Raw genomic sequence first — 26647 nt, forward strand, 5'->3', positions numbered from 1 at the left:
TTAACCCGCTGCAGAAATATCGTATTTCTTCATCTTATGGTTGAGAGTGCTCATTGGCAGCGCCAATCGCTCAGCGGCCTTCTTGGTGTGCCAATTACACGCATTTAAGCAATCGATGATCACTGTGCGCTCGTATTGGCTGACAACATCCTTAAGGCTCTTTGAAGCATCTTCTAAATCCGCTTGTGCTGGCTGCTCATAAGCAGGTTGTTCTGGAGTAGGTGAGGCTGCTTTCACTTCGACAGTTGGTACATCTTCTGGGGTTTGTTCACCAAACTCGATATGAGTGATGGTTTCAAAATCGGACAGTAGTACCGAGCGCTCGATGATGTTTTTAAGCTCACGCACGTTCCCTGGGTATTGGTAGGCAAGCAGCTGTTTACGTACATTGGCACTTAACCCTGGCGCTTGCGGCAAACCTAGCGTGTTGGTTGTGTGTTGCACGAAATGTTCAGCAAGGGGAATAATGTCCGACTTACGGGCTCTCAGGGGCGGCAATGTTATAGGGAAGACATTTAAGCGATAGAACAAGTCGGCACGGAATCCGCCATCTTTGATTTGCTGCATAAGATTACAGTGGGTTGCAGCGATAACGCGCACGTCCACTTCAATCTCTTTGCTAGTGCCGATTGGGCGAACTTTACGTTCCTGTAGCACACGCAGCAATTTTGCTTGCAGTAGCATTGGCATATCGCCAATTTCATCTAGGAAAAGCGTGCCGCCGTTGGCTGCTTCAAACAAACCGACTTTGTCTTTGTCTGCGCCCGTAAATGAACCTTTCTTATGCCCAAAAAGCTCAGATTCCAATAACTGCTCTGGAATAGCCGCACAGTTCTGAACGATCAAAGGTTGTTCTGAACGGTTAGAGTTTTCGTGAATGTATTTCGCGATCACCTCTTTACCAGCGCCCGTTTCACCACGCAACAGAACGTCGACAGGAAGAGATAGCACCTTATCAAGACGATTCAAGACATTGAGCATTTCTTCGCTCTCTGCAATAGGACCTTGATAGGCTTTCTGGGTACGTTTTTTGAGCTGAGTGTTCTCGCGCACTAGGGCTTGATTGTCGGCATTGAGATTTTTTATTACTTGCCCGTATTGCTCTAACCAAACGGCTTGGCGAATATTACTCGCTGCCATTCGACAAAACTCCGTCAAGGCTGCCTCGTTGTCGATGACGTTCAAATCGAGTAAGACTAACAGCCCAATGGTTTTGCTTTCGCTATCAATCAAAGGCCAAGCCAGTAAGTTCTCGCTTTTTAATCCCAGTGTCTGTTCTGTTTGATAGATGCTTTCGCAGTCATAGCCGTTGTACTTATACAACTCGTTAATCAACACCACTTCACCATTACGAATGGCAAAGTTGAATGGATCGTTCTCACTGGCTGAGTCTAACTGTAATGCTTCCCAAGGGTGGGAAACAATCGTTTTATCGTTATGGTGAGCGGTACTTGGAATCAACGCCTGGCCAGTCTGGTCCAAAACATAAATGATGCCGTGCTTTGCGAGGGTCATTTGTCTCGCAGCGGTCAACACAGCATCCAAGGTTTGGGTAAGCTGGCTGCGATCAGCCAAAGACTGACTGATCGCAAGTAGGGCGTTACTAAGTTCGCTATGGTTAGCTGAACGCATAGGTTAGTGTTCCTTGCTCATCGACAGACACTTCGATTTGCGTATGTGAATCATCCTTGTCATGCACTAATAGCTGAGTCGATAGTTGCGGCAGCAACTGACGGTTGATGACCGCGTCGATGTTACGCGCGCCCGTTTCAGCAAGGCGACAGTTACCTAGTACGAACTCAACCAAGCTTTCTTCGTAGCTCAGAGACAACTTGTGATGGCTCTGTAGACGCTGAGAAACTTTGTTCAGCTTGTGGTGAATAATTTCTGTCATTGCTTCATCAGACAGCGGAACAAATGGTAGTACTGACATACGTGCCAACAGCGCCGGCTTGAAGTGTTGGTTCAAAGTAGGGCGAATAGCTTCTGCGATGATGTTTGCATCGATGTCTTTGGATTGATGAACCAAAGATTCGATCTCATGCGTCGCAAGGTTACTGGTCATGATGATCAGCGTGTTCTTGAAGTCGATTGTGCGGCCTTCGCCGTCGTTCAGCGTGCCTTTGTCGAACACTTGGTAGAACAGGTTCAACACTTCAGGGTCGGCTTTTTCCACTTCATCAAGAAGAACAACAGAATATGGACGTTGACGAACCGCTTCTGTCAGCATGCCGCCTTCACCGTAACCTACGTAACCCGGAGGAGAACCGATTAGGCGAGATACCGTGTGCTTCTCTTGGAACTCAGACATGTTAATGGTCGTCATAAAGCGCTCACCACCAAACATTTGATCAGCGATCGCACGAGCCGTTTCGGTTTTACCCACGCCACTTGGGCCAACCAGCAGGAATACGCCTGTTGGTGCGTCTGGGTTACCTAGACCAGCTTTCGCAGTTTGAATGCCTTCAGACAGTGCATCGATAGCGTATTCTTGGCCTTTGATGCTTTGTGTTAGGCTTTCTTTCAGTTTTAGCGTGGTTTCTGCTTCGTCTTGAAGCATCTTACCCATTGGAATACCAGTCCAGTCCGAGATCACATGGCTGACTTCATCTGGGCCCACTTCAAAGTGAACCAGTGGGTTGCCATTGCGGATTACATCTAGCTGTTCTTGGCAGGCCGAAATGGCAATGCGAACGGCTTCTTCATCCATTTCTGCATATGGAGAAACGTCTTGCTCTTGTTCTGAATCTTCGTCTGCAACAAGCTCTTCTTCATTTGTTTCGCCAAAGACCAGTTCATGTAAGCGAGAGCGTAGAGCAATCATCTCTTGGATCTGCTCTTTTTCTTTGTGCCATTGCGCTTCTTGTTCTGCTAGCTCTTCTTTCGTTGTTTCCATTGCCAGTTTTAGGTCTGGAATGTTAGCAATGCTGTGCTTGTCGCCAGTTTGCTGCAGAGCATCACGCTCAAGTGCTTCAAGCTCGCGCTGTTGAGCTGCAAGTTCTTGCTGCAGAGTCTCAACAGAAGCAGGAATGGCATTAAGGCTGATGTTCACTCGTGCACACGCCGTATCTAGTACATCGATCGCTTTGTCTGGCAGTTGACGGCCAGAGATGTAACGAGCAGAAAGTGCTGCCGCAGCAGTGATAGCATCGTCACGCACGTAAACGTTATGTGACTTCTCGTATGCTGGGCGCAGACCACGAATGATCAATGCTGCTTGCTCAGGAGACGGTTCGTCGAGTTTCACCAATTGGAAACGACGCGCAAGAGCAGGATCTTTCTCGAAGTACTTCTTGTATTCCGACCATGTTGTCGCAGCGATGGTTTTCACTTCACCACGCGCTAGGGCTGGTTTTAGCAAGTTTGCCGCGTCGCTGCCGCCCGCTTGGTTACCACCGCCAACAAGGGTGTGTGCTTCATCGATGAAAAGAATGATAGGGGTTGGCGAGTTTTTCACTTCATCCAATACTGCGTTTAGGCGTTTTTCGAATTCGCCTTTTACGCTTGCACCAGCTTGCAGAAGACCCATGTCCAGGCCGTAAAGCTCAACACCTTTGAGGTTGTCTGGTACGTCACCTTGTACAATCTTAAGTGCCAAGCCTTCTACTACTGCGGTTTTACCAACGCCCGGTTCACCAACAGCAATAGGGTTGTTTTTACGGCGACGAGCAAGAATGTCCACGATTTGGCGGATTTCTTGGTCGCGGCAGAAAACAGGGTCGATTTCGCCTTTGCGTGCTTTACCAGTGAAGTCGGTTGTGAACTTGCTCAGTGCTGAACCATCTTCACGAGCTTGTGTTTTTTCTGAAGTAGCAACTTGCGCCTCAATAGAGTGGCTTGTTAGCTCTGCAAAGTTACGCTTAAGGCTGTCAGGGTTTACCGCTTCAAGGATAGAGGCGTAACCATGTTGGCCGTAACGGAGAGGGTTGCTAACAAGAGTAAGGAGCAGGGCACCAGAGCGGATTTGTGTTTCGGATAGATCTAAAGAAGAAACCAGCCAACTTTCTTGCAACCATTCGATTAATAAAGCAGAAAAAACAGGTTTGCTGCCATTTCCTTTGGCGTTGGTGTCGAGTGTGGATCGAACCGATTGTCTTAATAAGTTCTCAGAACAATCAAAATGACTCAATAAGACGTCAAAATCACTATTTGGCCTTTCTAATAGACTCAGTAAATAATGCTCAATTTGAACTTCGTTTGCTTTTTCAGAGACTGCAAGTGCAGCGGCGTCTTCTAATGCTACTTTTGCAATCGGGTGTAGACGCTGAATTAATGAAGAAAGGTTTATATTTATCATAGCCATTTTATTCTTTAGAGGAAAAGAGGTAGCGGCTATTATACTAAAAGTAATTGCGTTCTTTTTTTATCAAGATATTTTGACTATCGTTTGTTGGTTATTTTTAATGATTATTGTGACATTAATGTTTGTGGTTATTTTAATGGCGTTGTTATTCTAAATTAATTGATAGTAAAAGTGTCGGATTTATTAGTTTTAATGACTTTATTTACACGGTTTTATATGGTTATTTTCACTTTTTAAAGTTAGAACAATTTATTATTATCTTAATCCAACTTTTTGGTTTTTTATCCAATAAATTGTACTCAATATATTAGTGAACAATGCCTGTAATTACTTAAGTTGTTGTTTTTGTTTGATTTTTAAAGTTGGCACGGACTTTGATTATACCAACTAGTCGCGGTGATAAGCGATTTGGTGATTTAAACAAAACAGATTTTAGAAAAGGAAATAGCGATGCCAACTCCAGCATATATGTCTATCCAAGGTGAGACTCAAGGCCATATTACTAAAGATACTTACTCTGCAGATTCAGTAGGTAACACATGGCAAGAAGCTCACGTTGATGAGTTCCTAGTACAAGAACTTGATCACGTGCTAACAGTTCCACGTGATCCACAAAGTGGTCAGCCAACTGGTCAACGTGTACACCGTCCACTTGTTGTAACTAAAGTTCAAGATCGCTCATCTCCACTACTATTCAACGCACTAGTATCTGGCGAAAAACTTCCTGAGTGTGTGATCCGCTTCTACCGTACTTCAGTTCAAGGTAAACAAGAGCACTACTACTCAATCAAATTGATTGATGCGCTACTTGTCGATATCCAAACTCGTATGAACCACTGTCAAGACGCAGCAACAGCTGACCGCGTGACAGAAGAAGTGCTTAAGTTCACTTACCGTGCGATCGAAGTAACTCACGAAAACTGTGGTACTGCGGGTAACGACGACTGGCGTGCTCCACGCGAAGCTTAATTGCTCGTCGCGTAAAGATTCAGGGCCAACGATTGTTGGCCCTAATTCGATTATTTGTATCAGGTAAAAGATATGGTGAATGACGTAGAATTTAAATTTGAAGTGCCTGGATGTGGGCATGAATTTCGGGTTGAGAGCTTTCATGTTCATGAAGAGTTATCTAAGCCTTTCCACATCAATCTCTCATTACTTTCACTTGATCCAGATATCTCGTTCGATGAGTTAATACGTAAAGCAGGAACATTGACACTTTACGGACAAGGTGTTGGGGCTGCGCGTGTGTTCAACGGCGTGGTGAATGAAGTTCGTTACTTAGGGACTGGACGTCGTTTTTCTCGTTATCAATTAGTCTTGGTTCCTCAAGCTTGGTTCTTATCTCAGCGCCAAGATTGTCGTATTTTCCAGCAAAAGTCAGCGCAAGACATCATCACAGAAGTACTCGATGATGGAGCAGTCACCGATTACCGATTTGAAGTGTCGGGTACTTATCCTCCAAAAGAATACGTTCTGCAATACCGTGAGTCTGACTTGCACTTCGTGCAGCGTATGATGGCTGAACACGGTATGTGGTATTACTTTGACCATAGCGATTCAAATCATACGATGGTCATTGTCGACAGTAATGACGCGATTGCACCTTTGATAAGCTCGCCACTAAATGCTTCTTACATTGGGCCGATTGTTTATCATGCCGATGGTGGCGGTGTTGCCGATCGCGAACATATCTCTGATCTCGAGTTAGTTAACCGCGTTAGAACGGGACAGGTTACGTACACAGATTACAACTACGAACACCCTAAAATTCCACAAGAGATGACACAGGCTGGCGAGCTAGACCAAGATCTCAAGCAGTTTGATTATCCTGGACGATACGTCGACCCGCTGATGGGGCAGGTGAGAACCACGGAGTGGATGTCGGAACACATAGTCGATAATCAACAAGTGGAAGCAACGAGTGACGTAATGCGCTTAGCATCTGGTTACAGCTTTAACGTCAGTGACCACCCGCGTTCTGAGATTAACCGCGATTACCTCATGTTGTCCGTAATGCACACAGGTCAAGATCCGCAAGTGCATGAAGATGAAGCGAGTGGTATGCCAACCACTTACTACAACCAGTTCTCGTGTATTCCACGTGATGTGGTGTTTAAAGCGCCTAAACTAGCGGCACCAGTAGTGGATGGCCCTCAAACGGCGGTCGTTGTAGGACCAGAAGGTGAAGAGATTTACACCGACAAGCTTGGTCGAGTGAAAGTACAGTTCCATTGGGATCGCTACGGTGATAACAACGAGCATTCAAGCTGTTGGATTCGTGTAAGCCAATCCATGGCGGCGCCAACATGGGGCGCAGTTTATTTGCCGCGTATTGGCCACGAAGTCGTAGTAACTTTCCTTGAGGGGGACCCAGATCGTCCGTTAGTTACGGGCGCAGTTTACAACGGTTTGCATTTCCCACCGTACTCTTTGCCAGAAAACAAAACTCGTACCACGTTCCGCACGCAAACGCACAAAGGAACAGGTTACAACGAGTTGAGTTTTGAAGACGAAGCGAACCAAGAAGAAGTCTATATTCACGCTCAAAAAGACATGTCGACCAAGGTGCTCAACAACCGTTACCGTGATATCGGTCAAGATGAATTCTTGAAGGTTGCACGTCACCAAACGAATGAAGTTCATGGTGACCATAAAGAAACCATTCATGGGCATAAAACGACACAGGTAAACAGTACGTTTACCGAGACAGTCGAGCAAGACGTTACCGTTACATACAACGCGAACGAAGCCCAGTATGTGAAAAACAATTCTGACTTAGAAATTGGTGATAACCGTACGACTAAGATCGGTAAAAATGATGACTTAGATATTGGCGAAAACAGTAACCTTACTATCGGTGCGTCTAAGAGTTCAGATATTGGTGCGGATGATAACCAGACGGTTGGTGGCAACTTAACGGTATCAGTGAAAGGGAACACCGCTTATAAAGCTGATGGTGCAACGCAAATTATCAGTGGCGACAAGATTGTATTGAAAACGGGTGGTTCCTCTTTAGTGATGAACAGTGATGGTTCAATAAAGTTATCAGGCTCGGCTATTACGATCGAAGGCAGTGACAAAGTCGTCGTGAAAGGTGGCAACGTAGTGGTTAACTAACAATGGAAAAACAACCTCTTACAACAGAAGTAATATCAGAGCAGCAAGCCGAATCAACGGCTTGCTTTTCGCGTTTTGGAAGAATAGTGGCTATCAATGAGTCTACGGGCAGTGTGCGAGTTGATTTTGATGGTAACCCATTTAAGCAGCCACTCACTGCGAGACTAGGACGTGGCTTTCGTCGTTCTGAGCTGCAAATGGCTATCGATAATCGATTAAGTTGTCGAGTTGAATTTTTGAACGACGACTTAAGCTTGCCTCTTGTGACGGACATTTTCTTCTCCATTCTGGATGACTCTGACGAGTTTGTATTGCGAGCGAAGAAGATGGTTATCGAGACAGAACAAGAGTTGGTAGTCAAAAGTGGTGAGACAGAAACTCGCTATAGCGGGCGCGATGGACGAATTACCACTAAAGCGAAGTACGTCACTTCTCAAGCAGAAAAAGCACAAAAAATTCAAGGCGGAACGATCGCAATTAACTAATTACCTAGCATTAGCTAATTTACGTCGAGTTAGCTAATTACTTTGTATTAACTAATTGCAATCGCGCTATGGCACGCTAATAACGGATAACTAGATGCGACAAAGAATCGGTGTCGAGCACCTAAAGGCACCCATAACCAATCAAGAAGTCGAAGGCGCGTTAGCAAAAGCTGATCGCGCTGTGAATGACCTTTCCCAGTTGCCAGTAACATGGCTGGATTTCTGTAATGAAAAGCTGTCCATTGCTTCTGAAAGTATCGGGTTTTTAATCAGGCAGCGAGTTCAAATTCACAAAAGGGGTTATCCAAGTCGTGAGTTGGCGTATCTCAAGCTGATCGAACGCCAAATTGAAGAACTGAAGCAGGTGTACTTGTCGTTTTATCGGCTAGCACCGGGGTTGATTCATCAGTTAAGAGGCCAGGAGCCAGAAATCTACAGCTGGCTGATGCTACAGGGCGAGTTGGGCTCAGAGTTGGATAACCTTTTGTGCGGATTGAGTTTACTCGAAGATATTGACGCTAAAACCGCAATGGTCATTGCCGTACAATCTCCGGTTGAATCTATGGATAGCACGCTTTCGGAGCTTATTGAGGGTAATGCGACATCCAGTGCGTTTTACTTTGAATGCTTACGTGTACGTCAAACATTAAGTGTTTCTCTCATCAAGCGCTGGCACAAAGCCAGCATCATTAGCTCTCATGTTGCTTTGCCACTGCTCGCTTTACAAGACGTGAAAGAGGGGATTGATTGGCTCAATGACAATGCAGGCAGCGAACAATATCTATTTGAACGTTTGATTACCAAACGTGACAGAGGCACTTGGTTCCGTCAGTGCTTTGGCATCGAACCAAATGGATTACCATCAGCGCAAGTGCTCACTTATGCCAAGTTACTTGAGTTAAAAGAGTTTGAGGCGTTTGATATCTCTTCTTCATTAGCACCTGTTGATTTTGCGCTGGGTGGTAATTGGAAACTGGTGCCCCAAATCATCGAGCACTTGGAAAGTCTGGAGGAAGCTGAAGGTGAAATTTGGCTTCAAGCCTTGTATGTCGTCTACGGAAAGCTTCTTCCTCTGAATCCGCAAGATGTTGGTGTCGAGTATGAATGGGAAGAGATCGTCGATCTTCTTAATGAGTGGGTGGAAGATGAAAAATACATCCAAAATCTACCAAGCCGCTTGGGTTACGCATTGAGCTTCGAGTCTACGTTAGCTGCGATGCAAGATGCTAACGTTGATGTGCTGTTCCGAGATTGGCTATGGCGTCAACTCTGTATTCAATCCAGAGCCTACGTGCCTTGGGATATGGCAATGCCGATTCATCAACAAGACTGGAACTTCAACAATTTAAAGGCCGCACCTTCTGCGAGCGAACGATTCAACTTAAGGAATAGCAATGCAGTTATGGGATATTGAGGCGCACCCTGAGCTATCACTTAAAGGTCGTTTTCAACGTGACGAAAACGGCGATGAAGTCTGGGTTGTAGTCGCCAAACGCACATGGCAATTCGATGGTGTGGTTTGGCACGAATTAGGTGAAAGTGAAATCTTCGATGATCCCCAATATTTGGGCGAAGAAGGCTTCTCTGCGATGAAAGTTGACCACGAGTTCGCGTATACCAAAGACAACACAGATGTACTTGTTTACGGCAAAGCGCGCAGTTACGCGAAAAAGCCAGTGACATACCAAGAGTGTCGCGTGTTGATTGATGGTCATATCGATAAGATTCTCGCTATTCACGGGGAACGCGTATGGGTTGAGCATGCTGGCAGTATCACGCTGAGCAATCCAGTCCCATTTATTGAAAAAGACATTGATTACACTTGCGCGGTAGGCGGTGATTTACGTAACCGAATAGGTGGTGGGGTTGCCGACTCCAACAAAGAATTGCTTGAACAGAAAGTACCCTCGATTTTTTATCCCCGAGAGGACTGGAGTGCCGCCGCGAAAAAGCTACGCGTTGCGGGGTTCGGGCCTGTGCATCCGTTCTTTGAGTCGCGTCAGAAGCTGGCCGGCACGTTCGATGACGATTGGATTGAGAATCGCAAGCCAATGTTGCCACTCGATTTTGATAAGCGGTTCTTCCAAAGCGCGCCTATTGATCAACAGTGCAAAGGCTTCCTTCGTGGGGGGGAGCGTTTGATGATGAGTGGCTTTTGTCATGATGACACGCTTTCATTTCGAATTCCTAAAGAAAAATACCGTGCGATCGCGACGTTCAAAGATCAAAGTTTTCAAGCTGATATGGCGATGTACACCTTATTCGTTGATGTGGAAAAGAAAACTATATCAATCAGTTACACCGCTGCGTTTCCTTGTCAGGGCAAGGAGCATTTGTTGGTGTCGACATCGATCACTAAGTTGGAAGAGGTAAGCGAGCATGCATAATTCAACAGGCCGTTACGTGCTAGGGATGGAAGTGATGACGCCAACCGGTATGAATTTAGATATTGCTAGTGCAGTTTCGTATGCTGATTTAGGAAGATTCGACCAATGTTTAGGGGATGATGGTATCGAGCGTTTTACTTACGCCAAAATCGAATACACCAAAGAAAGTGAGCAGTTTGCGAAAACGTGTGAGTTAATCACCCACTTGCTTGATTCATTGTTAGCACAGTTACCACGTTCATTGAGACCAATACCTTTGCTTATAGCGGTGCCTGCGTCTGTTTCACTAGTAAAGGTGCAAGAATGGCTTGGTGAAAGTAACTATGCTGAATTTCTCTCTGTGGTGAATGCTGTTCATGCCAGTGGGCCCAGTTTCGTTCTCCAGGCCATGAAATCATTGGATAAATATGATGCTATGATGTGTATCAGTGTCGATTCCTTGGTGAGTTCGATGCAAACACTCATCGACGATGCGATGGTAATGAGTACCAATAATCCATGGGGCGTTATTCCGAGCGAGGGTGGGGCGGGTTTAATTCTTTGTCGAAAAAACACCGTAGAAACATTGAAACTTAAGCCTCAAGCGCAGCTTGGCTACATTGATACGGAATTAAACACTTCAGACCGAAGAGGCATGTTTCGACTTGTTCAACGTGCGAGTAAAAAGCTTGATTCATTTGGTGAAGTGTATTCCGATATGACGAACCTGCGCATGCATTCGGAAGATTACGGTTTTGCTCTGGGGGCTAAAGCAGAACGATTCACGAACCCAGAACAACCGCAGCTTATCAATGAGTTGTGGGGCACAATGGGCAGTTGTTCTTCTCTCGCTTTAATTGCCTTTGCGGTCAGAGAGCACCACTTTAAGCAACCAACTACGTTGTTAATGTTCGACTTTCATGGTGACAAAGGAGTTCTCCAATTACTGCAATGTTAGCGGGCACTCATCGATCAAATGGCAATGAAAATATACTCATATTATTAGGTTGAAGTTTGTAACACGAAAAAGCGTATAACTCATGCAGTGAAAGCGTAAGTAAAAAGGTCTAATAAGTTAGTAATAATAACTAAAATAATAGGCTTACTGTTTGTTTTAAATACCAACCTTGATACAAGTACGTTCAAGAAAATATTATTCAACTCTAATAATATTTATTCTATGAAAGAGTACTAAGTGTCTAATAATCAGAGTACAGCCAAAGGATATATCGATCAGTTGGTTGTTAAAGCTATTGAGAAAAAGAAACTGAATGAGCAAAGGCTAGCAGAAAAAAATAAGCCGAAGCTTGAGTACGTGCTTTTTTCACAGTTTGATGTATTAGACAAGCTTCCTTCTAAAAATGGTAAGACAACGGTTTACCATCTTGCAAAAAAAGGGCAGCCAGAGAAGCAAATCTGTTGCAAAGTTATCAATGATGACTCGCCAGAATTTGCGAGCAAAATGTTGATTAACGAAGCGAGCAGGCTGGAGCTTTCTCAACACCCTAGCGTGGCTAACTTTGTAAAAATCGGCAACGAATTCGAACGCCCATATTTGATGTACGAGTGGATCCAAGGTGAGTCACTGGCAGAAAAAATGGAGCGTCATTCTTCTAAAGGCTTCCGCCACGACCACATCGCTTGGTTGGTGTATCAACTCGCTGGCGCTCTAGAGTTTATGCATACAAGAGGTATCTGCCATCTTGATATTAAACCATCTAACGTATTAGTGAGTGAAGGCGATTACGTTAAGCTCATTGATTTCGGCGCTGCTCGTTACATTGGAGAGACAGAACCTTACGCAGAAGCAAGCTTGAGCTACGCTTCCCCTCTTTATATAGAAACTGGCATCGCGGAACCGCAAGATGATGTTTACTCTCTCGCTTTGCTCGCTGGACATCTATTTTTAGGCTCAATATTTGGTGATGCTTGGAATAAGCAGTTAAAAGACCGAAAGCGTCCAGCTTTGATCCCGGTTCATATTTGGAAATTGCTGAAAGAAGTCATCAACAAACCAAGAGGGCATGGCTATACCGCTATTTCTTTTGCTCAACAGTTAGCGCGAATCGATACGCAATCAATTAGCTCAAATTCTAACGCACCAATTTTCAGTAGCTTGCGTAACGCGGATTTGCTGCTTACACACTGTAAGCCAAATGATAAAACGGCGTATGGTCGCTTTAAAATATTAGAGGCGAGCTTAGTGTTGAGTGTGCTGGCAACAGCAGGAAGTTATTTGTATCAACAGAATAAAGATCAATTGGATGCCATTTTTTCCCGAGGTGTCACTACTGTAACTCACGTTATTACGCCCTCTGAAACGGCTTCTTTTTTGGCTCAGCCTCCATGGAAAATCAAAGAAGAATTGTCTCAAGCTACTCAGAGTATTGATATGACAGAAGCTTATCGAACAGCATATCAAGCTCAGCAGTTAAGCCTCTCGAATTTATATGAAGAAAAACAGGCTCAGTTAACGTCGTATCAATCGTTAGCGGATGGCTTACCAATGGCATTAGTCGAATTACGTAAGGAGCTTGTCACCTTGCGAGAAACCCTTGTTCGTGACGGTGCCCTGTTTCCATATGCAGATGAGGCGTTGACTAAAGTGATGTCTGGGTTAAATGTCGCGTCTATCGATTCCATGAGAGTATCTGCCATAGCTGGCAGTCGAGATAAGCAGATTGCTCGCTTAATTTTAGATGGTGAAGCTAAGCTCGCAGAAAATGAAATGAAAGAGGCATGGTTGTTAAACCAGTCACAAGCCTATTTCTACAACCAAATCTTACCAAAGGCTGTGATGGAAAATATTAATGACTCCATCGATAAACATGCAGAGGCGCACTTTTACACCAAAGCAATTGAAGAAGCTGAATTAGCCAAAGCCTACTTCGGGAATACGCCAGAACTAGACAAAAAAATAAAAGATTTAATCGTCGCAAGAAGCGAATTTATTTTGTTTAGCACCGTGATGGAGCAATCCGTTTACGACAAACAAAAGCTACATGAATCCCTTGCCGATTTAGAACGGAATGCACCAAGTAAATTTACAGAAATCACGAAAATTCTAGATAGCATGGCGTCGGATGCGATAGAGCAGAGCCATCGATTATCTAAGCCAGCAAATGGCGCAATTGCGGTAGCGCGTGCGTTGAGAGATTACTTGACTGAAGGAGACGTGAACTTTGTCCAACATTGATATCGATCGTCTGCTTAATCCTATTTCTGATGAATCTCCAGTGGGTAACGATGCCCGTTACGAGTTTTGCTATGAAATGATGGAATCCGAAGTGAAGAAATTCGGTTCCTTGTTTGGCGAAACAGTAGATTGGAGCGTGGTAAAAACGCACGCGACTGAAGTTCTAGAGCACCACAGTAAAGACTTAAAAGCCATTTGTTACCTCGTTCGCGCGCTAACAGAAGAGTTTGGTCTGCAAGGCTTTGAACAAGGTCTGAAGCTGCTTAGTGAGGCGTTAAGTCGCTTTGGCGTTGAATTGTATCCTTCCCGAAAGCGGGGTCGAGATGGCGCGGTCGAATGGTTGAACCATCAGTTTAAACTGGTCAGCAGCAAGTTAGCGGAAAGTGCTCAGTCATGGGATTTGGTATCAAACTGCATTTCGACTATTGAAGAAGTGCAGCGTCAGTACGACGAGGTTTATCAAGACTCAGAAGCGGATTTCTTTGAGATTCGCACTCAACTCAATGTTTTATCTCAACAAGCGGCGGCTGATGAGCAGAGCGATGATGCAGTCGTTAACGTTGAACAAGCGGCGCCTGCACCAGCTACGCAGTCTGCTGCCGAAGAAACGCCAGCGCAGAATGAAGTGCAAACCGCACCGGTGAAGGCGGTTCCGCCGGCCCCTAAACCTGCGCCAGTTAAGAAAGCGGTAGCAAAAGAAGTCGATGTCGATACGGACTTCTCTTCGCCTACGGCTTCTAAGCGCACCTTGAAGAAGGTTGCGGAAGTCATGCTTCATGCGAACCCAAGTGATCCGCTGGCTTACCGGATTTATCGTCATCTGACTTGGGATGACATTGATGGTCTACCCGACCACCAAAATAATCAAACGCCTTTGAGCTTGGCAGTGTCGTCCGATCAACAAGCGGAATACCGAGATAAAGCTGAACAAGAAAGCGACATCGACACCATTAAGCGTTTGGAGCGCACATTAACGGATGCGCCGTTTTGGCTGACGGGCCATTACTTCGTGTATTCGATGCTTAATAACTTGGGCTTTGATGATGCAGCGCTTGCTGTGAAACAAGAAGTGACGCGTTTTGTTGAATCGCTAGAGGGCATCGAGCACCTCTCATTTAAGAATTCTATACCATTTGCAGATGAAGCGACCTTGAGCTGGTTATCGACTCAAGATACTACTTCTTCGACTTCTCAACCCGTTGTTCAAACGGTTGTGATTTCGCAGGAAGACTCGCTGCCAATGGAGGATATCACTCTAGAAAATCTAGGGGAATGTGCCGCAGAGCTTGCCCGCAAACTTGAGCTGGATAGCTCGGGACGTGGGCAGTTCATGCTGTATTTGCAATTGATAGCAGCTTACCAGTCTGTTGGATTATACCCTTTGTGTTTGCCGTATCTTGAGAAGGGGTGGGAAGTACAAAAAGCGTTTAATCTCGCGAGCTGGGAACCCCACTTATCGTCACAGTTAGAAGACCTAATTCGAAAAACACTCCATCGGTTATTTGGAAGCAAGGATCTTCTACCTGAGAAGTATGAAGAGTGGAAAGCAATTTACGACTAATTAAAGAGTTAGATAAGGAACGAATTATGTCACGTGACGGCTCGGTGGCTCCTAAAGAGCGAATTAATATCCGTTATGTTCCAGCAACTGGCGATACGCAAGAAGACGTAGAGCTGCCGCTAAGCATGATGGTAGTTGGCGACTTTACTGCGCGTGCAGATGAGACACCAATTGAAGAACGTACTCCAATTAACATCGACAAAGACAACTTTAACGAAGTGCTAGAGGGCATGTCTCCAAACGTTAAAGTCAACGTTGAAAACCGTCTTTCTGATGAAGAAGGCGGCCAGATTGGTGTTGATCTGACGTTCCAAAATATGAAGGACTTCTCTCCTGAAGCGATCGCGAAAAGTGTACCTGAACTAAACAGCCTACTTGAGCTTCGCGAAGCCTTGGTTGCACTGAAAGGTCCTCTAGGAAATGTTCCTGCGTTCCGTAAGAAGATCGCATCGGTTCTTCAAGATGAAGAAGCGAGAAAGAAACTGTTGGATGAACTAAGCATTGGCAACGACCAAGACGCGAAAGAAGAGTAAGGGATATCATGTCTGCAGAAGCACAAGCGCCAGAACAAGAAGCAGCCTTAGTTGAATCAGGCTCACTTCTGGATAGCATTCTTAACGAAACACGTTTAAAGCCAAGTGATGAAGGTTTTGACGTTGCAAAACGCGGCGTAGAAGCATTCATCAGTGAGCTACTAAGTAGTTCGAACACAGAGAAAGTCGACCAATCTCTGGTTGATCTGATGATCTCTGAAATCGACCAAAAATTGTCTAAGCAAGTTGATGCAATTCTTCACAACGAAGAAGTTCAAGCGATTGAATCAACGTGGCGTGGCCTTAAGTACCTGGTTGATCACACTGACTTCCGCGAGAACATTCAAATCGAACTGATCTCTGCAAAGAAAGACGAAGTTCTTGATGACTTCGAAGACGCGCCAGAGGTGGTGAAGTCTGGCCTGTACAAGCAAATCTACACACGTGAATACGGCCAGTTCGGTGGTAAACCTGTTGGCGCCGTCATTTGTGATTACGCTATGTCAGCTTCGTCGCCTGACATCAAACTGATGGAATATATGGCGAACGTAGGTGCAATGTCTCACGCACCATTCATCACGTCGGCATCGGCTAAATTCTTTGGTCTAGACAGCTACGAAGAGCTGCCAAACCTAAAAGATCTTAAGTCTGTATTCGAAGGTCCACAGTACGCGAAATGGCGTGGTCTGCGTGAGCACGAAGATGCACGTTACCTAGGTCTATGTACATCTCGCTTTATGCTACGTACGCCTTACTCTGTTGAAGATAACCCAATTAAGGCGTTTGACTACGATGAGCAAGTGACAGACAGCCATGATAACTACCTATGGGGTAACTCAGCGTACGCGATGGCGTCTAAGATCAGTGAATCATTTGCTAAGTACCGTTGGTGTCCGAACATTATTGGTCCTCAAAGCGGTGGTACTGTACAAGATCTACCGGTTTACAACTTTGAAGCTATGGGTCAAATCGAGACTAAGATCCCAACCGAGATCCTGGTTTCTGACCGTCGTGAGTACGAGCTAGCGGAAGAAGGCTTCATTGCGCTAACCATGCGTAAAGGTTCTGACAACGCGGCGTTCTTCTCTGCAAACTCTGTTCAAAAACCAAAAGTGTTTGCGAACACGCCGGAAGGCAAACAAGCCGAGATGAATTACAAGCTAGGCACTCAGCTTCCTTACATGTTCATTATCAACCGTTTAGCGCACTACATCAAAGTGCTACAGCGTGAGCAAATTGGTTCTTGGAAAGAGCGTTCTGACCTAGAAATCGAATTGAACAAGTGGATTCGTCAATACGTTTCTGACCAGGAGAACCCGCCAGCGGAAGTTCGTGGTCGCCGCCCACTTCGCGCTGCGAAGGTTGAAGTATCAGACGTAGAAGGCGATCCAGGCTGGTACAAAGTATCGATGTCTGTACGTCCTCACTTCAAGTACATGGGCGCAAGCTTCGACTTGTCTCTAGTTGGTAAGCTAGACCAATAACCCATTACTGAAACCATCAAGCAGCCAGTGAAGACTGGCTGCTTTTTTCGTAGGACCGCATATGGAAAAAGGTTACCGTCTTTTAGAGCGGATCGAGCTAGGAGAACCAAAAAACTGCTACGAGAAAGTGGTGTCTCATAAGCATTTGATTGAATCCATTCACTCGCATCTCGCTGACTTGTTGAATACGCACTCCGGCAACGCAATGATCGACAATGAGTATGGTCTGCCAGATTTTAACGACGTACTTTCTAACAACACAAACCTCGTTCGCCATATTCAAAAAAACATCACGTCAACCATAGAACGCTTTGAGCCCCGACTGCTGAATGTCGAGGTTCATTACCGTGAAGACCACCATAATCCATTACAACTCGGCTTTGGTATTCGCGGCGAAGTTTCCCATAACGGCGGTAAAGTCCCAATGTCGATCGATGTCTACATGGGAACCGACGGCCAATTTAACGTTTAGTAGGTGCCACTTGAGTAACAGTAAATACTTTCAAGATGAACTCACGTATTTACGCGAGTCGGGTAGTGAGTTTGCCAAATATCATCCGAAGTTAACTCACTTTCTCTCTGAAGGAACTTTTGATCCAGATGTCGAACGATTGCTGGAAGGTTTTGCTTTTTTGACCGGACGCATCCGCGAAAAGATTGACGATGAACTGCCTGAGCTTACGCAATCTCTGATGACTTTGCTGTGGCCACATTACATGCGTTCGATTCCGTCTTTGTGTATTAGCGAACTAAAACCGCATACCGGAAGTGTTACTGAGAAAACCGTGGTGAAACGTGGTGCGGAAATGGCCAGCGAGCAGGTAGAAGGCACGCAGTGTTTGTTCCGTACTTGTTATGACGTCAATCTATACCCAATTACGATTACTAACATCGAACAAACTAACAGCCGCACCAGCTCGATGATTGATGTGACGTTATCGACGGAGCATGGCCTTGAGCTGTCTCGGATAGGTTTAGACACGCTGCGATTGCACCTGCATGGTGAGATTCATATTACTCGCACTGTCTTCTTATGGCTGTTCCGTTATCTAGATCACGTCGAGTTGGATGTTGGTGGCGGCTACAAACATCGTTTAGGGCCAGAATACGTTAAGCCAGTCGGGCATGAAGAGGACGAGGCGCTGTTGCCTTACAGCAAAAATTCCTTTGCAGGCTACCGTTTGCTGCAAGAATTCTTCTCTTTGCCAGATAAGTTCATGTTCTTCGACATTAAAGGCTTAGAGTGGCTAAAAGGCATTCCACAGCGCAGTACGGTCAAAATCAAATTCCACTTTAAGCGTGCTTTGCCTTCAGAGGTGGTGCTTAAAGATAAACACTTAAGGTTGCACTGCACACCTGCCGTTAACTTGTTTGAAAAAGACGGCGATCCAATCCGTTTAGAGCATCGACGAAACGAGTACAAGGTGCGTCCACAAAGTAACACTCAGGAGCATTACGAGGTTTATTCCATTGAGCAAGTGGAGAGCTGGAGTAAAGACGAGCGTCGCCGAAAACCACTGATTGAATTTGAATCGTTTGAGCACCAAATCAACCAGCGTGATAAGCGAGAGTTCTACAAATCCAAAGTGGGCGAGCGAGTAAGCGGAAGAGGGTTAGAGCGCTATATCTCATTCCATACTCACAATGGCGACATTGCGGATTTAGGGACTGAAACAGTATTGATGAAACTGCAATGCAGTAACGCGGACTTAGCGGAGCGCCTGTCAGTAGGAGACATCACTTACGCGACGCACAAATCGCCAACGTATGCGACGTTTAAAAACATTACTAAGCCAACACAGTCAGTAAGTCCTCAGGTTAATGGTGAACTTCAATGGCAGTTGATTGCCAATATGTCGCTCAACTACTTGTCTTTGGCCAATATCGATGTGTTGAAAGTGTTGCTCTCGACTTACGACTTCCACTCTCGAGTCGATAGACAAGCCCACCGCGCGTCGATTCATCGACTTGATGGCATTATTTCGTCAGAGATGAAACCAATCGATCGCGTATTTCGTGGTGTATCTGTGCGTGGTAACCAATTCAAGCTCGTGACGGACTCTAAGTTCTTCGTAAATGAAGGCGATATGTTCCTTATGGCCACGGTATTGAATGAATTTATCCGTTTGTATTCGAGTGTGAACTCCTTTACCGAACTAGAGGTGTTCGATGAAGCGACGGGCGAGGTTTACAACTGGGCAAGCCTAATCGGGCAGCAGACAATACTATGATTAACACACTTTCTGATAAGTCGAATGAGTTTAGTTTCTACCAAGCGGTGTTGCTGTTGGAGAAACACTACCAGTTGGAGCCAAACTCAAACTTTGTTGCCGTGGGCGAGAACAAATACTTTCACCAAGAGCGAATTGAGTTCAGCGTGTCGCCAAACCTGTGCTTTCCAAAGAGTGATATGGACTTTATTACTCATATGGAAAGAAACGGACAGCAATATTCACGTATTGAGACGAACTTTCTTGGCTTGCATGGTTCAAGCTCGCCCCTGCCTGCGTCTTACACTGAGAAACTCGTCGGTCGTGATCCCGATGATAACCCAGTGAAGGATTTCTTCGACTTTTTCCACAACCGCTATACAAGCTTACTGTATCGTGTTTGGAAGAAATACCGATATCACGTGCAGTACAAAAGCGGGGCGAGCGATGCGTTTTCTGGGCGCATACTGCATTTGGCTGGTCTGTCAAGCGTTATGCAAGATTGTGAAGTAGCGGAGTTAGATCGAGCGAAAGTTCTGTCTTACGTGAACCAGTTATCTACGCGTACACGCTCACCCAAGCTTATTTCCGGTATTGTTTCGCACTACTTTTCACTGCCGAATGTGCGAATCGAAGAATGGGTTTATAGACGCGTAGAAATCGCTGAAAGCCAGCGTAACAAACTCAATCGTTCCAATTGTGTATTGGGGCAAAGCTTACACTTGGGACAAAGCATTGCGGATTTGAACGGCAAGTTTAACTTGTGTATCGACAACATTGATTTTGAAACGTTTAAGCAGTTTTCCTACGATGGTGAGTTACATAAGACGCTGGTGGGCTTGATGCGCTTTATTCTGCGTGACCCAATGTCGTGGGACCTAAAGTTGACAGTTAACCTCGACAGTATTCCAGAAAACAAACTGGGTAATGGAGAAGGGAACCAACTAGGTCAAACGTTCTGGCTTGGCAACCCAGGTGATAAAGACGCCAAAATTCGACTTATCGGAAGCATATAAGAAAGCCGCTCAACGAGCGGCCCTTTATGTTTTCCTCGAAGAGGTCAGAAAAGCTTAACGACTGATCGGCTGGTGCAGTACAACGGTAGTATCAAGCCTTTGAATGCCGTTAAATGATTCAATTTCATTACAAAGATGATGAATAGACTGCAGGTCGGGCGCTTCAATTAGGGCAATAATATCAAAGTTGCCACCAACAACGCTCGTTAAGCGAACCTCAGGGATTTCTTTAAGTGCATTCGTTACATCATTCTTCTTACCCTTTTCACAAGAGATCAGTAGATAACTAGCGGCTTTTCGCCCTTCATTTTCTACACGAATCTGTGCGGTATAGCCTTTGATAATACCGGTCTTTTCTAAACGATTAATTCTTTCTGCTACTGCTGTTCGAGACAAACCAATGTTTCGGGATAGATTCGCAATCGACTCTCGCCCATTCGACAATAGACTTGAAAGTATTTTTCGATCTAATTTATCTAAACCTTGTAAAGTCATGTTTGAAATCATGTGTTCTGCCTATTTTGTTTTTATATTGTTATTAAATCGACTCTGGGAGCGTAAAGTTATACAGCTCAGCAAGAGTGAATGGGTTTTTCTGTGTCAACGGAGTGATGCGTAAGCTCAAGTCCCTCCCTGACACTTTTATGTCACTGACAAAGCTGCCGTTATGAGTGTTTGTCAAGGTCGAGTCACCTAGCAATCTGTATATCGCCCATTGACCACTCTTATTTAAAACGTGCTGTCTGCCTTCATCGGTTACATCCTGGAGTGTGATACTAATATTGAAGTCACCATTTTGCGGTGGCCATGCCATTTCACGAATGCGGCTTGGACCGTGGTAGTAACTTATATTGGTATCTGCAATTTTTAAGCTCGCTCTAATCGCACTAGAATCAAGATCGAGTACTCTTGCACTAAACGGAATATGAACGCGGTTAGTGCTTTTATTAATTAATGTGTCTCGAATAACGTTATAGTTACGCAGTTGCACTAACAGAGCCGGAGAGATTGGCATCGTCTCGCCATCCACCTGTTTTGGCGTCCACAAATTGGTATCGTAGAACGGTGCAAAATTTTTCTGAATAAATGTGTCTAACAAGCCACCTGAAGCAAACAGTAATTCAAAATCTTCAATTGAGATTTCCTCGGTCGCTGTTAGATCAAATGGGTATCGTCCTAGCCCTATCTCTTTAAACTTGGTGTAAATCTCGCTGTACCATTGGGTTTGAATGCCTTTAGCGGACTCTTTAATCATGACTGACCAGCTTTGTTGAACCACATCTAACAACCAGCTACGAACGGGTTCCGGTGATTTTTGGGCAATCTGTTTAAGTTTGATTAATGGGTCAGCTTCACTGCTGTTCATTCGATGCTGAGCTGCCGCTAGCGCCGCCATTTGCGGGTCAGGTGCATCAGCGATGTCTTTCATATACGTGCGAACACGGCTTAGCGCAGTTACGGTCTCATCCCAAGGAGTAGGGGAGTTTGGTGTTTCACTGACCTGAAGTTGGTTTAATAAGTGAAAAGCTTGTTCAACACGTTTCATCAACAAGTAATCAGGCTTAACTACTTCCTCTACTGCGTCTGATGCGGAGTCTGCCGCTGCCACGAGTTTCGGGTCTAGCTTTGAAATCAGAGCATTTTTTTCACCAACGGGTGAAAATTGTGTGTTGGCATAGACCTGCTTCAGTACGGTTGTCATTGGTGAAGAAGGGCCCGAGATTAAGTCTATCGCGTTCGTTAGGTCGCCGACATTGTCATAGTTCTGGACTTTTAGTTCACTCAGCGCATTGCGCCAATTACTGATGTAGTCGTCAGTATATTTTTTACGTACTTCCTCTTTGAAGGCTTCTTGTTCTTCACTAGTAGGAATAACGTGTTGTGACAGACCTAAAACCCAGTTGTCACTGATGACTTGTTGTGACATTAGGTCCACGCGTGGTCGATAAAAAGTGCTAAAACCAGTGGAGGTATAGATCTTATCTACGATCAAGCGTTCACTATCGATTGGTGTGTTGAATACATTGCTAAACTCAAAACCCACAGCTCGTTGCAGATCTAGGGTTCCTAAATCAATCGAATTTGCTTCGTTTAAAATGCCTGCATAAACGAGATCAACATTCGAATTTGCTAGCAATGAGCGACGTGTTGCACGAACAAGATCCATATTGATATCAATTGGATCAAACTGTGTGCGAAAGTAAGCGTCCAAATAGCGCATCGTCTGATTGACGACGTCACTTTGGTTGCTCAAATCGTTCATCATTTGGAGAGTTTGATGACGCAAAAAACGGATATCACGCTTTGTTGGATCGTTTAGCATTAGATACCCCTTCAATAGAGGTAAAGCGCGTGTAAAAGTGTTTTGATTTTGTGTCAGTTGTAGACGGTAACCTTTCTCAATGAGAGGTATCAACTGTTGAGCAACGTCCTTAAGTAATGCTTCGTAAGCGATGCGAGTGCTTTGATCCAAACGGCTAATGTTGAGTGGTAATATCTCTTCATCCAAAGCCTTAGAACCTTTAAGCCACGCCCCATAAGAAGGCTCTATTGCTTTCGTCGCCTTCGCTAAAAGCTCATCGAATCTTGCATCTTGCTCTATTTGTGATTTGTCATCGATACTCAAGAGTTGATTCATCACATGTAAGTTACTGTCTAATGTCGTGAAAAAGAAGTAACTGCCCCCAGTAAGCAGGATAATAGAGCCGAGTATTGCCAAACGGCTTTGTCTCTGAATTAGACGAAGATAGGTCTTGTTTTCGCCCGCAAAGTCGCTTTCCGGCAATATTTGTGAATCAATCAGAAAGCGAGAGAAATAAGGCGTTTCTGTTAACTGAGTATGCTCTGACGCGATAATAGGTAAGTTGAAGTAATTACTACAACTTTTTGCAAGTAAATTGTACTTGCGACCGCCTTGCAGACTCGAACTAAAGAAAATCTCACGGATGTCTAGTGAATAGACACCGTTGTTAACATCACATAGACGCTCAAGCACATAGCTGACTTCAGACTGACATAGTTCAAACTGCTTAGGGAAAGCGAGTATTGCTTGTTTCTCATCAATGTCCGTTGAATTAGCGGATGCATCTAGCGCATTACTTTCAAGCACTCTCACTAGATTTCGATAGCTATCGCGGTAGTACTCTGCAAACACACCTTTGGCTTCTTTTAGTGGGATAGAGAGGAACTCAACACGTGTCTTGAGAGAGCTAAAGTGCATGTATTCTTTAAAGCCATCTAACTTGTCTAGCTTTGACATAATCAAATAGATTGGCAATGCTGAAGACGTTTTAGAGTTGATGGTACTCAAGCGCGCCAATAACGACGAAATGGTGTACTCTTTTTGCTCTGGCTCAGAGACGATCATGAACTCGAAATCGGTGAAGAATAGACAGCCTGAAAATGGCTTTCGAGGTCGATGATGAATAACTTCTTCAATGAACGTATTCCATAAAGAAGCATCACTGCTTGATACTTCCTGGAACACTAAGCGTTGGTCTGGTTTGATGTATACAGCGCTGTCAGATTCGTACCATTCAAAAAAGTCATTCTTTGCGGTTCTAGTGCGATCCATCGGTTTAATTGCACTAGAATTAAATAAAAATTGACGTCGCCCTGACCCTTTATTACCAAGCATCAGGTAAATTGGTTTCTTGCCTGAGTTAGCAAGAAGAGGCTGGATAACCATAGAAAGTGCTTCTTCCTCGGTTTCCAAATGTTGAGCTTTAGCGTTGTTCTTTTTCTTCAACCATAATGTGAATTGAAAAGTGACGTAAACAATGGCGATAGCACCAAGGGTCAGCCAAAGATAAAGTTGGTCGATTTCGTCAAGAAAAAGCAGATAAATAGTGGTGATAATTGCAGCCACTAAAAACATCAATATAGTAGAAATCACCACTGGATTTCTAAACAGTTTTTGTTTGAACATAAGCCTAAAACTTCTTTAATTGTATTGTTATTTATTGTCAGTTTTTTCAGCTTGTAGCTGACTCAATTTATATAGGTAGATGTTCAGTAAAAGGGTTGCGCGGTCAATTTCCTTTTGCTGTGAATACTTTTCAGCGTATTCAATACGACCTAAAAGCGGGAATAACGAGTTACTGTATTCGTACGCCTTTTCAGAGTTCTTATCTACATTCTGTCTAGCTACGTTGGCAAACACCGTTCTTGCGTCTGAGAATCGCTTATAAACATCCATAAACTGGTCTTCTAAATGGGCGCTCTGTGTCAAAAAGTTTTGACGTAGCTGCTGTGCAGAAGACGAATCTGGATAGATTGCGATTAATTCATTGGTCAAGCTATCGAGCTCGCTGACGTTACTTACTTTTGCCGAGTCTAAAAACCAGTTATTCATCATAATATCGACACGATTAATGGCCTGCGTTTTCAATGACTGAGCATATTTTTTATTTTCGTAATCTAACGAGGCGACCAAATTTACAAGTTCATTAAGTGAAGCTTGATTAATTTTTTGTTCCAATGTTCGATAACGTTGTTGCTCGTACATGAAATGTGAACATATCGCAGTAACAATCAAACCAATAACGAAGTAGATCATAAATCGACCAGACTTTGCCGGTGATGCTTTCTCTTGGCTATTTAGGTTGGGTGATGGCACCGGTGCCGGAGAGGGAGACACATTCACTTTAATTTCAGGTGCCTTCTGCGTTGCTGCAGGAGCGCTAGTGTTGGCTTGTTTTTCCTCGCGTAACTCAGCCGCAATTTGTTGTTCTTTTATCTGCTCAATCCATTGATTCAAAATACGGCGAATGCGACCTAATGACGGCGCTTCAATACCGTAATGAAGACGAAGCTCTTCCTCAATCCTCAAGCATAATTGATGTGCTGCCTCTATCAATGGAAGCTCTTCTGGTAACGCCCGATGCTTATTAATTCGTTTTTCAGTATGCTCTACCATCCATTCAATAGCGCTCATTCGTGCCTTTGACTTTGAATGCTCTGGATACGCGTTGAACCAATATACGACACACACATCAAGTATTGAGTTTAACCCTTCAACAAGGCCTCTTAAGCCGTCGTTATAGGTTGACGCAACGGTAAAGTAACAGCAACAACGTAGGTCTTTCGCTTGGGTACTCAAGATCTTTTTTGAGAGTGTTTGAACCGTTTTCCACGAGACTCTCCCTGTGACTTTATTCAGGTTGTTTATTTGACGTTTAATTTCGTCAAAATCCTCAGAACCATTAGGATTAGAGCCGCTTGGGTTATTTTCATCGATTGGTCTTCGAGCGAAGTCGGTAAAAAACATAAGGAAAGTTCCAACTGATCATATAGAAGTATTAAGTTATATAGGATTTCACTACTGTTATATTAAATTATAAGCAGTGCACATCTGCCGCAATTCTATAGACAAAATAAGCGGATTAGATAATAAAAATTCATTAAAAGAAATTAAATTACTTTTAGTGTGATCTTTGTTCATAATATTAATATCAATAGTTAAGTCTATTTATAAGAAGAAACTTATATATGAAGATGAGAACGTTGATTAAAAAGTAACTAAATTGTTATCGGAGATTACGTTTTGTTCAATTAGCAATCAAATTCTGCTACTTCTATTTAAATAGAAATATTTACTGTCTCGTCACTTAATCTGTAGTCGGTTCTTTAGTTTTTGTTTGTAGGTAAAACAACCAACCTGATAGTTGAAATGTATTAAATTATAGGTGTTTTTTTAGGCTTATTGAAAAAGAGAATATAATTGATATCTTTCGCCTCTAAGTAGAATATCGGTTTTCCTAGAGGGACGAAATGCTAAAACCAAGTCAAATTGGGCTGATTTCAGCCATGTGTCTATTTTCTTCTGTTGCAATGGCAAAAGGGGAGCGATATGGACTCTCTACCAGTATGTTGACTATCGATAGCATTAAATACGATGAAGGTAAAAGTGGTGAGCAGGATACGCTTAGGTTCGGCTTGGTTCATACTCGTCCTATTGATGAAAACAATAACCGTTGGCGTTGGTGGTTAGGGCTAAACTATCTAGCAGAAGATATTGAAGCGCCAGCAAACGGCTTATATCAAGAAGCGACGAACTATGAACTTCGTGTTGTTCCTCAATATGCGTTGACTTCTTGGAGTGTTTTCACGCCATATGTTGGTGCGGGCTTGTCTGTCAGTTACTCGCAATATTCTAATCGTTGGCAAGTAGACCAAGAGGGCTATCGTTATGAGAGTGTTGAAGATATCGACCAGTTTGAGTTAGGTGCGGTTGTGACCCTTGGTACTGCTATAAAGTTAGGCAGTAATCCTGACGCCCATATACAAATTATCCCGCAGGCCTCTTATATCCTTCCGGTTGTAAATGATGGAATTGGTGGGCTTGAACTATCAGTTTCTTTGCTCTTTTGAG

Annotated in this window: 19 protein-coding genes; 14 read left to right on the plus strand and 5 right to left on the minus strand. The window is 44.2% G+C overall.

What is annotated here, in order from left to right; translation table 11 throughout:
- Positions 1 to 1632: a sigma-54-dependent Fis family transcriptional regulator gene (locus R7Z50_RS01890; protein WP_258509911.1), complete on the minus strand. Its 1632-nt coding sequence runs from the start codon at positions 1630 to 1632 to the stop codon at positions 1 to 3.
- Positions 1619 to 4297, minus strand: coding sequence for a type VI secretion system ATPase TssH (gene tssH / locus R7Z50_RS01895; RefSeq protein WP_318148881.1), 2679 nt, complete (start codon positions 4295 to 4297; stop codon positions 1619 to 1621). Before tssH ends, R7Z50_RS01890 begins: the two co-directional genes overlap by 14 nt.
- A gap of 456 nt (positions 4298 to 4753) precedes the next feature.
- Between tssH and R7Z50_RS01900 the strand changes: the two genes are divergently transcribed.
- From R7Z50_RS01900 to tssG, 13 genes are all read left to right on the plus strand, one after another.
- The gene (locus tag R7Z50_RS01900; RefSeq protein ID WP_005373415.1) at positions 4754 to 5272 is read left to right on the plus strand and encodes an Hcp family type VI secretion system effector; all 519 of its coding nucleotides are present in this window, start codon (positions 4754 to 4756) and stop codon (positions 5270 to 5272) included.
- Positions 5273 to 5344: 72 nt separating this feature from the next.
- Complete coding sequence (gene tssI / locus R7Z50_RS01905; RefSeq protein WP_005373412.1) at positions 5345 to 7423, plus strand: type VI secretion system tip protein VgrG; 2079 nt, start codon at positions 5345 to 5347, stop codon at positions 7421 to 7423.
- A 2-nt stretch (positions 7424 to 7425) separates the two neighbouring features.
- The gene (locus R7Z50_RS01910; RefSeq protein WP_025767908.1) at positions 7426 to 7908 is read left to right on the plus strand and encodes a hypothetical protein; all 483 of its coding nucleotides are present in this window, start codon (positions 7426 to 7428) and stop codon (positions 7906 to 7908) included.
- Positions 7909 to 8002: 94 nt separating this feature from the next.
- Positions 8003 to 9322, plus strand: a complete 1320-nt coding sequence (locus R7Z50_RS01915) for a hypothetical protein (protein WP_213901148.1) — start codon at positions 8003 to 8005, stop codon at positions 9320 to 9322.
- Positions 9303 to 10295, plus strand: coding sequence for a DUF2169 domain-containing protein (locus R7Z50_RS01920; RefSeq protein WP_318148829.1), 993 nt, complete (start codon positions 9303 to 9305; stop codon positions 10293 to 10295). Before R7Z50_RS01915 ends, R7Z50_RS01920 begins: the two co-directional genes overlap by 20 nt.
- Positions 10288 to 11232, plus strand: a complete 945-nt coding sequence (locus tag R7Z50_RS01925; RefSeq protein ID WP_005373388.1) for a hypothetical protein — start codon at positions 10288 to 10290, stop codon at positions 11230 to 11232. Before R7Z50_RS01920 ends, R7Z50_RS01925 begins: the two co-directional genes overlap by 8 nt.
- Positions 11233 to 11469: 237 nt before the next feature.
- The gene (locus R7Z50_RS01930; protein ID WP_005373385.1) at positions 11470 to 13470 is read left to right on the plus strand and encodes a serine/threonine protein kinase; all 2001 of its coding nucleotides are present in this window, start codon (positions 11470 to 11472) and stop codon (positions 13468 to 13470) included.
- Positions 13457 to 15031 (plus strand): type VI secretion system protein TssA, encoded by a 1575-nt coding sequence (gene tssA, locus R7Z50_RS01935; RefSeq protein WP_005373383.1) that lies wholly within the window; start codon positions 13457 to 13459, stop codon positions 15029 to 15031. The genes R7Z50_RS01930 and tssA overlap by 14 nt, the downstream gene beginning before the upstream one ends.
- A 26-nt stretch (positions 15032 to 15057) precedes the next feature.
- A complete protein-coding gene (gene tssB, locus R7Z50_RS01940) occupies positions 15058 to 15564 on the plus strand; it encodes a type VI secretion system contractile sheath small subunit (protein WP_005373381.1) in 507 nt (168 codons plus the stop codon).
- Positions 15565 to 15572: 8 nt separating this feature from the next.
- Entirely contained in the window at positions 15573 to 17048 is a 1476-nt protein-coding gene (gene tssC / locus R7Z50_RS01945) for a type VI secretion system contractile sheath large subunit (protein WP_005373378.1), read from the plus strand.
- A gap of 61 nt (positions 17049 to 17109) precedes the next feature.
- Positions 17110 to 17520 (plus strand): type VI secretion system baseplate subunit TssE, encoded by a 411-nt coding sequence (tssE, locus tag R7Z50_RS01950; protein WP_005373376.1) that lies wholly within the window; start codon positions 17110 to 17112, stop codon positions 17518 to 17520.
- Positions 17521 to 17530: 10 nt separating this feature from the next.
- On the plus strand, positions 17531 to 19279 hold the full coding sequence (gene tssF / locus R7Z50_RS01955; protein ID WP_017820373.1) for a type VI secretion system baseplate subunit TssF: 1749 nt from the start codon (positions 17531 to 17533) through the stop codon (positions 19277 to 19279).
- Positions 19276 to 20274, plus strand: a complete 999-nt coding sequence (gene tssG, locus R7Z50_RS01960; protein WP_005373373.1) for a type VI secretion system baseplate subunit TssG — start codon at positions 19276 to 19278, stop codon at positions 20272 to 20274. The genes tssF and tssG overlap by 4 nt, the downstream gene beginning before the upstream one ends.
- A gap of 54 nt (positions 20275 to 20328) precedes the next feature.
- On the opposite strand, the gene R7Z50_RS01965 is transcribed toward tssG, so the two are convergent.
- The 3 genes from R7Z50_RS01965 to R7Z50_RS01975 are packed head-to-tail and all read right to left on the minus strand — an operon-like array spanning position 20329 to position 25543.
- Entirely contained in the window at positions 20329 to 20781 is a 453-nt protein-coding gene (locus R7Z50_RS01965) for an Lrp/AsnC family transcriptional regulator (RefSeq protein WP_005373369.1), read from the minus strand.
- A gap of 31 nt (positions 20782 to 20812) precedes the next feature.
- Positions 20813 to 24202: a type VI secretion system membrane subunit TssM gene (gene tssM / locus R7Z50_RS01970; RefSeq protein ID WP_206970238.1), complete on the minus strand. Its 3390-nt coding sequence runs from the start codon at positions 24200 to 24202 to the stop codon at positions 20813 to 20815.
- A gap of 27 nt (positions 24203 to 24229) precedes the next feature.
- The gene (locus tag R7Z50_RS01975; protein WP_137282736.1) at positions 24230 to 25543 is read right to left on the minus strand and encodes a type VI secretion system ImpA family N-terminal domain-containing protein; all 1314 of its coding nucleotides are present in this window, start codon (positions 25541 to 25543) and stop codon (positions 24230 to 24232) included.
- Positions 25544 to 26046: 503 nt separating this feature from the next.
- Between R7Z50_RS01975 and R7Z50_RS01980 the strand changes: the two genes are divergently transcribed.
- The gene (locus R7Z50_RS01980) at positions 26047 to 26646 is read left to right on the plus strand and encodes a hypothetical protein (RefSeq protein ID WP_206970225.1); all 600 of its coding nucleotides are present in this window, start codon (positions 26047 to 26049) and stop codon (positions 26644 to 26646) included.
- The last annotated feature ends 1 nt before the right edge of the window (position 26647 follow it).

The sequence above is a fragment of the Vibrio sp. 1249-1 genome, from assembly GCF_033340495.1.

Coding starts and splice junctions, on each gene's coding strand:
- R7Z50_RS01890 (WP_258509911.1), bottom strand. CDS start 1,632: ATGCGTTCAGCTAACCATAGCGAACTTAGTAACGCCCTACTTGCGATC.
- tssH (WP_318148881.1), bottom strand. CDS start 4,297: ATGATAAATATAAACCTTTCTTCATTAATTCAGCGTCTACACCCGATT.
- R7Z50_RS01900 (WP_005373415.1), top strand. CDS start 4,754: ATGCCAACTCCAGCATATATGTCTATCCAAGGTGAGACTCAAGGCCAT.
- tssI (WP_005373412.1), top strand. CDS start 5,345: ATGGTGAATGACGTAGAATTTAAATTTGAAGTGCCTGGATGTGGGCAT.
- R7Z50_RS01910 (WP_025767908.1), top strand. CDS start 7,426: ATGGAAAAACAACCTCTTACAACAGAAGTAATATCAGAGCAGCAAGCC.
- R7Z50_RS01915 (WP_213901148.1), top strand. CDS start 8,003: ATGCGACAAAGAATCGGTGTCGAGCACCTAAAGGCACCCATAACCAAT.
- R7Z50_RS01920 (WP_318148829.1), top strand. CDS start 9,303: ATGCAGTTATGGGATATTGAGGCGCACCCTGAGCTATCACTTAAAGGT.
- R7Z50_RS01925 (WP_005373388.1), top strand. CDS start 10,288: ATGCATAATTCAACAGGCCGTTACGTGCTAGGGATGGAAGTGATGACG.
- tssB (WP_005373381.1), top strand. CDS start 15,058: ATGTCACGTGACGGCTCGGTGGCTCCTAAAGAGCGAATTAATATCCGT.
- tssC (WP_005373378.1), top strand. CDS start 15,573: ATGTCTGCAGAAGCACAAGCGCCAGAACAAGAAGCAGCCTTAGTTGAA.
- tssE (WP_005373376.1), top strand. CDS start 17,110: ATGGAAAAAGGTTACCGTCTTTTAGAGCGGATCGAGCTAGGAGAACCA.
- tssG (WP_005373373.1), top strand. CDS start 19,276: ATGATTAACACACTTTCTGATAAGTCGAATGAGTTTAGTTTCTACCAA.
- R7Z50_RS01965 (WP_005373369.1), bottom strand. CDS start 20,781: ATGATTTCAAACATGACTTTACAAGGTTTAGATAAATTAGATCGAAAA.
- tssM (WP_206970238.1), bottom strand. CDS start 24,202: ATGTTCAAACAAAAACTGTTTAGAAATCCAGTGGTGATTTCTACTATA.
- R7Z50_RS01975 (WP_137282736.1), bottom strand. CDS start 25,543: ATGTTTTTTACCGACTTCGCTCGAAGACCAATCGATGAAAATAACCCA.
- R7Z50_RS01980 (WP_206970225.1), top strand. CDS start 26,047: ATGCTAAAACCAAGTCAAATTGGGCTGATTTCAGCCATGTGTCTATTT.